We start from the raw sequence: 10143 nt of genomic DNA on the forward strand, positions 1-10143 counted from the left end.
CAGGGCTGCGGCGAGGGCGAGGGCTCCCAGGACGGGGCGGGGGGCGGGGGAGAGCGAAGACACGGGGGGATATCCTCCTCGGACGGACGTCGTGGCGTGCCACGTCCCGGGAAGGGATCCCTCCCAGGTGCTTCATTCTAGGCAGGGCCACCGACACCGCTGCCGGAGGCGGCGCCCGCCCCGGCCGGGGCCGCTCCCGGCGGGGCTACCGCTCGCCGGGCTCCGCCGGGGGCAGCGCCGCGCGCATCACCTCGGCGAGGTGGACGCCGTCCGCGCCCGTGCCCTGGGCGATCTGGGTGCGGCACGAGAAGCCGTCGGCGAGCACGATCGTCCCGTCCGCCGCACTGCGGATCGCGGGGAACAGCTCCCGCTCGCCGAGGGTCTGCGAGACCTCGTAGTGGCCGGGCTCGAAGCCCCAGTTGCCCGCGAGCCCGCAGCACCCGCCGCCGACCACGGCAGTGTCCACGCCCAGCTTCGCGAGGACCTCCAGCTCCGGGCCGTAGCCGCTCATGGACTGCTGGTGGCAGTGGACCTGGCACACGGCGCCGGCGGGGCCCGCCTCGGTGGCCAGCTCCCGGAACGGCCACGCGCCGCCCTCGGCCAGGTGGCGGGCCGCGAACGCGCCGATCGTCGTCGTCAGCTCGGTGACCCGCCGGGCCCGGGGGTCGCCGGGGAGCAGCTCGGTGATCTCCTCCTGGAGCATGACCGTGCACGAGGGCTCGAGCCCGATGATCGGGTACCCGGCCTCGATCAGCGGCTCCATCACGTCCAGGGTCTGGCGGAGCACCTTCTGCGTCATCTCCAGCTGCCCGGTGGAGTGCCAGGTCAGCCCGCAGCAGACGTTGCCCATGGGCATCAGCACCCGGTAGCCCATGGCCTCGAGCACCTCCACGGCGGCCCGGCCGGGGGCGTCGGCGGAGAAGTTCGTGAACGTGTCCGGCCACAGCACCACGGACGGTCGGGCCTCGGCGGGCCCGCCCCCGGACCGCGCGGCGGGACGGCCGCGGAACCACCGGGTGAGCGGCTGCTCGGCGAAGGTGATCATCCGCCGCCTCGGCTCGATCCCGCCGAGCCGCTTGGTCAGCTCCTCGACGCCGCGGTGGGACTCGAGGAGGTTGATCAGCCGGAAGGAGAGGGGCACCTTCTCCACGATCCGCATCAGCAGCGGCATCCAGCCCATCGTGAAGTGGGCCATCGGCCGCCGGTTCCGGCCCAGGAAGGAGCTCAGGCCGTGCCGGTAGTGGTGGTGCAGGAACTCGGCCTTGTACGTCGCCATGTCCACGTTGACCGGGCACTCGGACGCGCAGGCCTTGCAGGACAGGCACAGGTCGAGGGCCTCGAGGGTCTCCTTCGACTTCCAGCCGTCCGTGATGGACTCCCCGCGCAGCATCTCGGCGAGGGACCGGGCGCGGCCGCGGGTCGAGTGCACCTCGTCGTGGGTCGCCTGGAAGGACGGGCACATGGCGCCGACGTCGGAGCGGCAGGAGCCCACGCCCACGCACCGGTTGACCGCGCTGGAGAACGAGCCGCCGTCGCGGGAGAACGCGTGCACGGGCGTCAGCTCGAACGTGCGGGCGCCGGGCCCGGGGCGCACGCCCTGGTCGATGGGCTCCGGGTCCACGAGCACGCCGGGGTTGAAGACGCCGTCCGGGTCGAAGACGGCCTTGAACGCCGCGAAGGCGGCCAGGGCCTCGGGGGAGTAGATCGTGGCCAGCAGCTCGGACCGGGCGCGGCCGTCGCCGTGCTCGCCGGAGACCGAGCCGCCGTAGCGGTGCACGAGCCGCGCGGCGCGCTCGATGAACGTGCGATAGGTCGCCATCCCCTCCTCGGTGCCGAGGTCGAAGGAAATGCGGATGTGCACGCAGCCCTCCCCGAAGTGCCCGAAGGGGATGCCGGTGAGGCCCAGCTCGTGCAGCAGGTCGTAGAGGTCGCGCAGGTACTCGCCCAGGCGCGCCGGGGGCACCGCGGAGTCCTCCCACCCCGGCCAGGCCTCCCCGCCGTCGGGCAGGCGGGTGACGATCCCGGCGCCGGCCTCGCGGATCCGCCACAGGGCGCGGGCCTGCCCCGCGTCGGAGACGATCACGGAGTCCACGACGTTCTCCGGGACGAGCCCCGGCAGGGTGCGGGCGGCCGCCTCGGCCTCCTCGAGGGTGTCCGCGCCGACCTCGCAGTAGAGCCAGCCGCCGCCGCGGGGCAGCTCGCCGCCGGCGTGCTCCTGGCCCTGCCGGGTGCGCAGGGCGTCGAGCAGGTCCGCGCCCATGCCCTCGATGGTGTACACCCCGGGCACGCGCAGCTTCGGCGCCGCCGTGGCGGCCTCGAACGCGTCCTCGAAGCCCAGCACGGCCAGGGCCGTGTGGGCGGGCCTGCGGACCAGACGGACCGTGAGCTCGGTGATGACCCCACAGGTGCCCTCCGTGCCGGCGAAGGCCTTGGCGGCGTCGAAGCCCTTCTCGCCGAGCAGGTAGTGCAGCCCGTACCCGGAGACCTGGCGCGGGAACTGGCCGAGCTCGGTGCGCAGCATGGCCAGGTGCCGGTCCCGGATCCCGGTCAGCGCCCGGTCGATCCCCGGCTCGGAGGTGCCGCCCTCGTGCAGCTCCACCACCCGGCCGTCGGCGAGCATGACCTTCAGCGAGACCAGGTTGTCCGCGGACGTGCCCCACGCCACGGAGTGGGAGCCGCAGGCGTTGTTGGCGACCATCCCGCCGATCGTGCACCGCGAGTGCGTCGAGGGGTCGGGTCCGTAGGTGAGGCCGAACTCGGACGCCGCGGAGCGCAGCTGGTCGCAGATCACCCCGGGCTCGATCGTGGCGGTCATCGCCTCGGGGTCGATCGACAGGATCCTGTTGAAGTGCCGGGAGGTGTCGATGACCAGCCCGTCGCCGATCGCGTTGCCCGCCACGGAGGTGCCGCCGCCGCGGGAGACCACCGACCAGCCCCGCTCCTTCGCCAGCGCCAGCAGCTCGCGGACCTCCTCGACGCTGCGCGGCTCGGCCACCGCCTCGGGCAGCCGCCGGTAGATCGACGCGTCCGAGACGTAGGCGGCGCGGGTGGTGAGGTCCTCGCGGATGTCGGTCATGGTCCACTTTCCTGCGCGCCGGCGAGGCCGGTCCGTCCGGGGTCTGGTCAGGGCTGGCGGGGGCGTCCCCGCGGGGACGGGGGGCTCACCACTCGGGGGCGATGGTGACCTCGGCGCCGTCGAGCTCCTCCGCCCACTCGACCTGGCAGCTGAGCCGGGAGGTGTCGTGGCGGGTGTCGTCGAGCATGTCGAGGAGGTCCTCCTCCTCGTCGTTGATCTCGTTGGCCTTCGAGAAGGAGCTCTGGTCGAGGTAGGAGTGGCAGGTGGAGCAGGACGCGTTGCCGCCGCAGGTCGCGAGGATCGGGTACTTGTGGCGGGTGAGGGCCTCCATGAGGCTCTCGTAGTCCTTCCACTCGACGCCCTCGGTGCGGTTGCCCTCGCGGTCGATCACGGTGATGTTGATGCTGCTCACTGGGTGTCCTCCTCGGGGCGCGGTCGCCCCTGGTCTCGACGTCGGAAATCCCGCCCCATTGTACGGTCGCGCGGCGGCGCCCACCGACGGGCCGGGGCCCGCGCCCGGCCCGTCCGGCTCGGCTCAGCCGGAGACCGGGAGCGGCCGGATCGTCAGGGACTGGGCGACCTGGCCCAGGTAGCCGGCCTCGTCGTGCAGCGCGGACTCGGTGAGGCCCACGCCGGTGTCGCCGAAGGTGACGTGCGTGTCGAGGCCCACCCACGGGGAGACCGGCTCCCGGACCAGGTGCACGCTCAGGTCCACGTTGGGGAAGACCATCTCGTCGGGGCCCACCCGCACGGCGATGCCGTTGGCGGCGTCCACGGCCGCCAGGAACCGCGCCGTGGTGGAGGACTCCTCCCCGGCGACGACGGCGTGCGGCGCGCGCAGCCACATGGCCGCCCGGCCGGGCCGGTGCTCGCGCACGGTGCGGCCCTCGAGGGAGGCGATGTAGCCGCCCGGCCACCGCCCGGTCATCGTGGCGGGCAGGGCGTCGCCCACCGGCGGCAGGGCCTCCCGGTGCGTGCCGGCGGTCTCGGCGGTCTCGCCCCGGAGCAGCCGCCACACGCTCAGCCGGATGCAGGAGCGCCCGGCGTGGCTCATGGTGGCCTCGACCAGCTCGATGGTGCGGCCCGGGCGGACCACGCGCGTGGTCACCTCGACCTCGCCGCCGGGGATGAAGCCGAGGATGTCGTAGGAGAAGCGCACGGGCAGGAGGTCCGCGCGGGGGTGGTCGGCCTCCACGGCGTGGGCGAGCAGCCCGGAGGCGGCGCCCATGTGCTGCTCGGCCTCGCTCCAGGCGCCCTGCGAGTGCAGCGTCGAGCGGAACCGGGTGCGGTCCAGCCGCACGAAGTACGCGTCCGGGTACTCCTCCCCGTCCGCTCCCAGGTGTCCGACTGCCTGCGCCGACGTCGTCATGCTGCCCCTCTTCCGTTTCCGTCCGGGCCCGCCGCACGGCGGGCGTGGTGATCGCCACCACGGTATCCAACGGCGGCCCGCGCTCCCCGCCGCCGGCCGCCCCGGGCCGGGGCCGTCCACGTCCTCCGGGGGCGCCGGACGGGGCGGGACCGGCGGGCGGGCATGCGGAAGGCCCCGGATCCCTCAGGACCCGGGGCCTTCCCGACTGGCGGTGACGGAGGGATTTGAACCCTCGTTGGCTCTTACACCAAACATCATTTCGAGTGATGCACCTTCGGCCGCTCGGACACGTCACCAGCTCGCAGTACTGTACCGGCTGGCGAGCTCAACCGCCAAAACCCGCGGGGCCGGCGGGACCGGGAGCGGCGGGCCCGGCGCTGTCGTCCCCGCCGCGCCGGTGCTCCGCGAAGAAGTCGAGGAGCAGCCGGGAGCACTCCTCGGCCAGCACGCCGCCGGTCACCTCCACCCAGTGGTTGAGCCGCCGCTCCCGGAGCACGTCGAGGACGGAGCCGGCCGCCCCGGCCTTGTCGTCCCACGCGCCCAGGACCACGCGGGGCACGCGGGCCAGGACGATCCCGCCCGCGCACATCGCGCAGGGCTCGAGGGTCACCACCAGCGTGCAGCCGTCCAGCCGCCACGAGCCCAGGGCGCGGGCGGCGTCGCGCAGCGCCAGGATCTCGGCGTGGGCGGTGGGGTCGCCGTCGGCCTCCCGGCGGTTGCGGCCCCGGCCGACCACCGTCCCGTCCGGGCCGACCACGACGGCGCCGATCGGCACGTCCTGCGTCCCGAGCGCCGCCCGGGCCTCGGCGAGGGCCAGCCGCATCCACTCCTCCGCCCGGGCCTCGGAGCGGGTGCGCGGGGGCAGTGCCATGCGGTTCTCCTCCTGGGCGGGTCGCCGGGCCGGGCGGGGTCCGGCGAGGGGGCGGGGCGCCCCCGTGGCCCGATGGTAATTTTGGTCCATGCGAGTGACCGTTCTCGACCACCCATTGGTGGCACACAAACTGACCGTGCTCCGGGACAAGAACACCACGTCCCCGGTGTTCCGCCTGCTCGTCGAGGAGCTCGTGACGCTGCTCGCGTACGAGGCCACCCGGGGCGTCCGCGTGGAACCGGTGGAGATCGACACGCCGGTCACGCGCACCACGGGCGTGGGGCTGTCGAAGCCACGGCCGCTGGTCGTGCCGATCCTCCGTGCGGGCCTGGGCATGCTCGAGGGCATGACCCGGCTGATCCCCACGGCCGAGGTGGGCTTCCTCGGCATGGCCCGCAACGAGGACACCCTCGACATCATCACCTACGCCGAGCGGCTGCCCGACGACCTCACCGGCCGCCAGGTCTTCGTCCTCGACCCGATGCTGGCCACGGGCGGGACGCTGCGGGAGGCGATCAAGTTCCTCTACCGCCGCGGGGCCGAGCAGATCACGTGCGTCTGCCTCCTGGCCGCCCCCGAGGGCCTGGCCGCCCTCGAGGAGGAGCTGGGGGACTCCGAGGTCAACATCGTCCTGGCTGCGAGGGACGAACGGCTCGACGAGAACGCCTACATCGTCCCGGGCCTCGGGGACGCCGGGGACCGGCTCTACGGCGTGGTCGACTGACCGCCGTCCCGTGACACCGCAGACCACGCGCTGAAAAGGCCCGCCGACGTCCTCGGCGGGCCTTTTTTCGACCTCCGGCCACGTGTTCACATCGTGAGACGAAGAGTTCACCGACGAAGCCGTCTTGACAACAGGATCGGGACCTGCTTGAGGGGCGGAAAAGCCCCCGGATGGTCCCAGAGGTCTGATATCCCGGGGGTCGGACGGAAAACGGCATCACAGCCGCAAGGTGAAGGAGGTTCATTTTGGCGGAGCACTTGGACAGCCGTCGTTCGAATCTCGCATCGTGAGATAACGCCTCGAATATTACTTGCGGGATCCAGGGGGCTGGTGGACCATGAGAGCAACGCCACTGTCAGGAATTTGCCAGCTTCGCGGGGACCCTCCCCGACCACCACGGAGCGGGCCGGTTCGGGAGCTGGGAGCGGCGGGGCCGTTCCGAGGGGCGGATCGACTCAGGCGGACGGAACCTCGTCCGCCGCACGACGGAAAGACGAGGGGCACCAGATGCCAGGCACACCGGGATACGTGCACATTTCCCAGCGCAACCGCACGAGCGAGGCCCGTGCTGTCCGCGGTCCGGCCGCGGCCCCCGAGCGGGGGCAGACCGCCCCCGCCGACTACCGCAGCCTCCGGAGCACGATCGGCCCCATGTCGGCCGCGCCGGGCGAGACCCCGCTCCCCACCCGCCTGCAGCGGGACACGGCGCCGCGTCCGCAGGTGCAGGAGAACGAGGCGCGCGGGTTCGTGATCTACGTGGGTCTCGACGAGGAGACCGCGGCGGCCAGCGGCACCTCGCTGGTCAAGATGGTCCAGAGCATCCGGGCGTACGCCCAGCAGCTGGTCCCGCAGGCCGACTCCTACGCCGCCGTGGCGCTGGCTCCCGCCAACACCGCCGGCACCGACCTCGAGGTCGTGCGCAACGCCCTGGGCGACCCCACCTCGGGGGCCGTGCGGCCCACGGCGCCCGCCGCGCCCGCGCCGGCGCCCGAGACGAAGACCAGCCAGTCCACCGGGGTGCTCATCGACCTCTCCCGCCGGGAGGTCTTCCTCGACGGCGGCCTCCTGAACCTCACGTTCAAGGAGTTCGAGCTGCTGAACTACCTCGTGGAGAACGGCAGCCGGACCGTGGGCCGCCACGAGCTGCTGCACAGCCTGTGGCGCGACTCCGAGGAGGTGCCCAACGAGCGGACCATCGACGTGCACATCCGGCGCCTGCGCTCCAAGCTCGGCCGGCTCGCGAACACCGTGCGCACCGTCCGCGGCCAGGGCTACCGCTTCTACGAGCACCCCGAGGTCGTCGTGTGGGCGGCCCCCGAGTACTCCATCTGATCCGCGTCCCCGATCCGTGCAGGCCCCGGTTCCGTCCCGCGACGCGGAGGAGCCGGGGTCGCTCCGTGCCCGGCGGACGCGTGGCATCATGAACCGATGACCCGCCACGACCGGAAGAAGCTCGTCCTCATGCGCCACGCGGAGGCCGAGCACCCGTGGGGCGTGGCCGACCACGACCGCCCCCTGGACCGCGGCGGGGCCGCGGACGCCGCCGCCGCGGGGCGCTGGCTGCTGGCGAACGGGCACGTGCCGGACATGATCCTGTGCTCGAGCGCCCTGCGCGCGCGCCAGACCTGCACGTGGGTGTGCAGCGAGCTCGGCGACCTCGCCCCGACCGCCCGGCTCGACGAGTCCCTATACGCGGCCCAGGACAGCCGGATCATCGCGGTGCTCAACCACGTGCCGGACACCGTGGAGTCCCTGCTGCTCATCGGCCACCTGCCCGGTCTGCGCGACGCCGCCCTCCGCCTGGCCACACCGGACTCCGACTACGACGCCGTCATGGCCCTCGCCGACGGCTGCCCCACCTCCGGGCTGGCGGTCCTGGAGGTTCCCGGCACCTGGGCCGGACTGGACGGCGCCGACGCCCGCCTGGTGGACTTCACGGTGCCGCGACCGTCCGCGGGAGACCGCTGACCGGCGGTCCTCCGGGCGCCGGCGCGGCGGCCGGACCGACGAAGGAGCACTGGATGCGACAGATCGAATTCACCCCGTCCGGGGACCGCGTGGGCGCGATCGGGTTCGGGGCCATGGGCCTGAGCTGGGTCTACGACCGGCACGGGCTGACCGAGCGGCGCAAGCACGAGGTGCTCGGGCTCGCGGTGGACCTCGGCATGAACGTGGTGGACACGGCGGTGCTCTACGGCGGGGGAGCTAACGAGGAGCTCGTCGGCGCCGCCCTCGCCCCGCGCCGGGACGAGGTGTTCCTCTGCTCCAAGACCGGGCTGCGCGCGGCCTCCCTGGAGCCGCCCCGGACGGAGCGCTGCGGGCACCCGGACGAGGTGCGCCGCTCGATCGAGGACAGCCTGCGCCGGCTGCGCACCGACGCGGTGGACCTCTACTACCTGCACCGCGTGGACCCCGACGTGCCCCTCGAGGACACCTGGGGCGCGATGGGCGAGCTCGTGACCGCGGGCAAGGTGCGCCACCTGGGGCTCTCCGAGGTCAGCACGGAGCAGGCCGAGCGGGCGCACGCCATCCACCCGGTCGCGGCCGTCCAGTCGGAGTACTCCCTGTGGACCCGCAACCCCGAGGGGTCTGGCCCCACCGCCGACGGGGACCCCTCCGGGGACGTCATCGGGTGGTGCGCCGAGCACGGGGCGGTGTTCGTCCCCTTCTCCCCGCTGGGCCGCGGCTACCTCTCCGGCGCCCTCGCGGGCCGGGAGTTCTCCGGCTCCGACTTCCGCTCGCGCAACCCCCGGTTCACACCGGAGGCCATGGCTGCCAACGAGGACGCTGTGCTGGCGCCCCTCCGCGAGGTCGCCGGCCGGCACGGGACCTCGCCCGCGGCGGTCGCGATCGCCTGGACCACGGTGCGCGGCGAGCACGTGCTGCCGATCCCCGGCACCACCGACCCCGGCCACCTGCGGGAGGACGCCGCGGCCGCGGACCTGCGCCTGACGGCCGAGGACCTGACCCTGCTGGACGGCGTGGCAGCCGTCGGCGACCGGTACTGAGCGGCGCCGGCCGTGCGCGCGGTCGTCTGCGGGGCGGGCATCGCGGGACTGGCCCTGGCCGGGTGCCTGGGCCGGCGGGGCTGGGACGTGGTGGTCCTGGAACGGGCGCCGCGCCCGCGGGAGCAGGGCTACATGATGGACTTCTTCGGCCCCGGCTGGGACGCCGCCGAGGAGATGGGCGTGCTGCCGGCGGTCCTGGAGCTCGGCTACCGGGTCGAGCGGCTCAGCTACGTGGACGACCGCGGCCGCGACCGGGCCGGGCTGCCGTTCGCCCGGTTCGCCCACGCCCTCGACGGGCACTTGGTCAGCGTGATGCGCCCCGACCTCGAGCGGGTGCTGCGCGAGCACGCCCGGGGCGTCGCGGAGCTCCGCTACGGCCGGCGCGTCGCCGGGGTTCGGCAGCGGCCCGGCGGGGCGGGCGCGGTGCTCGACGACGGCACGGTGCTCGACGCCGACCTGGTGGTCGGCGCGGACGGGGTGCACTCGGCGGTGCGGCGCTCCGCGTTCGGGCCCGAGGAGCGCTTCCGCCGCTGGCTGGGCCTGCACACGGCGGCGTTCGTGGTCGACGACCCGGAGGCGTGCCGGCAGGTCGGCGACCGCTTCTGCCTCACGGACAGCATCGACCGGGCGATGGGGTTCTACGGGCTGCGCGACGGGCGCCTGGCGGTGTTCGCCGTGCACCGGGCCGCCGCGCCGTCCCTGCCGGCCGACCCCCGGGAGAGCCTGCGCGCCGTCCACGGCTCGCTGGGCTGGATCGTGCCCCGCGTCCTGGCGGCCTGTCCCGGCGGGGACCGGCTCTACTACGACCAGGTGGTGCAGGTCGAGCTGCCGCGGTGGAGCAGCGGCCGGGTCGTGCTGCTCGGGGACTCGGGCCAGGCGGTGTCCCTGCTGGGCGGCCAGGGCGCCTCGCTGGGGATCGCCGGGGCGTGGCTGCTCGCCGAGCGGCTCGACCGCGCCGGATCGGTCGAGGAGGCGCTGACGGGCTGGGAGCGGGTCTGGCGGCCGGTCGTGGCGGAGAAGCAGCGCGTCGCCCGCGGCGGGGCGCAGTGGTTCCTGCCGTCCTCCCGCGCCCGCCGCCAGGCGCGGCGCCTGGCG

At 74.1% G+C, this 10143-nt stretch carries 9 protein-coding genes and 1 tRNA gene; 5 read left to right on the plus strand and 5 right to left on the minus strand.

The genetic code is table 11. The annotated features are described in order from the left end of the window. Positions 1-205: 205 nt before the first annotated feature. The 5 genes from CRM73_RS16435 to tadA all read right to left on the minus strand — a co-directional run bounded on the left by CRM73_RS16435 (position 206) and on the right by tadA (position 5316). Positions 206-3076, minus strand: a complete 2871-nt coding sequence (locus CRM73_RS16435) for an FAD-binding and (Fe-S)-binding domain-containing protein (protein WP_017833917.1) — start codon at positions 3074-3076, stop codon at positions 206-208. 85 nt (positions 3077-3161) lie between these two features. Continuing rightward, entirely contained in the window at positions 3162-3488 is a 327-nt protein-coding gene (locus CRM73_RS16440) for a 2Fe-2S iron-sulfur cluster-binding protein (protein WP_229588542.1), read from the minus strand. Positions 3489-3611: 123 nt separating this feature from the next. Further along, positions 3612-4445, minus strand: a complete 834-nt coding sequence (locus CRM73_RS16445; protein WP_115163047.1) for a thioesterase family protein — start codon at positions 4443-4445, stop codon at positions 3612-3614. A 206-nt stretch (positions 4446-4651) separates the two neighbouring features. Then, a tRNA-Ser gene (locus tag CRM73_RS16450) sits at positions 4652-4741 on the minus strand. A gap of 29 nt (positions 4742-4770) precedes the next feature. After that, positions 4771-5316 carry a tRNA adenosine(34) deaminase TadA gene (tadA, locus tag CRM73_RS16455; RefSeq protein WP_052132975.1) on the minus strand — a complete coding sequence of 182 codons (546 nt, stop codon included), beginning with the start codon at positions 5314-5316 and terminating at the stop codon, positions 4771-4773. A gap of 88 nt (positions 5317-5404) precedes the next feature. Here tadA and upp point away from each other — a divergent pair, with 88 nt between their 5' ends. The 5 genes from upp to CRM73_RS16480 all read left to right on the plus strand — a co-directional run. Next, positions 5405-6040, plus strand: coding sequence for a uracil phosphoribosyltransferase (upp, locus tag CRM73_RS16460; RefSeq protein WP_031283230.1), 636 nt, complete (start codon positions 5405-5407; stop codon positions 6038-6040). A gap of 507 nt (positions 6041-6547) precedes the next feature. Further along, a complete protein-coding gene (locus CRM73_RS16465; protein ID WP_035927744.1) occupies positions 6548-7372 on the plus strand; it encodes a winged helix-turn-helix domain-containing protein in 825 nt (274 codons plus the stop codon). Between the two features lie 96 nt (positions 7373-7468). After that, positions 7469-8008 carry a histidine phosphatase family protein gene (locus CRM73_RS16470; RefSeq protein ID WP_017833923.1) on the plus strand — a complete coding sequence of 180 codons (540 nt, stop codon included), beginning with the start codon at positions 7469-7471 and terminating at the stop codon, positions 8006-8008. 53 nt (positions 8009-8061) lie between these two features. Continuing rightward, on the plus strand, positions 8062-9048 hold the full coding sequence (locus CRM73_RS16475; protein WP_017833924.1) for an aldo/keto reductase: 987 nt from the start codon (positions 8062-8064) through the stop codon (positions 9046-9048). A 12-nt stretch (positions 9049-9060) separates the two neighbouring features. Further along, positions 9061-10143 (plus strand): FAD-dependent monooxygenase (locus CRM73_RS16480; RefSeq protein ID WP_229588544.1); only part of this gene is annotated, 1083 nt, incomplete at its 3' end.

It is taken from the genome of Kocuria sp. CCUG 69068, assembly GCF_020833785.1.
Lineage (GTDB): Bacteria > Actinomycetota > Actinomycetes > Actinomycetales > Micrococcaceae > Kocuria > Kocuria rosea.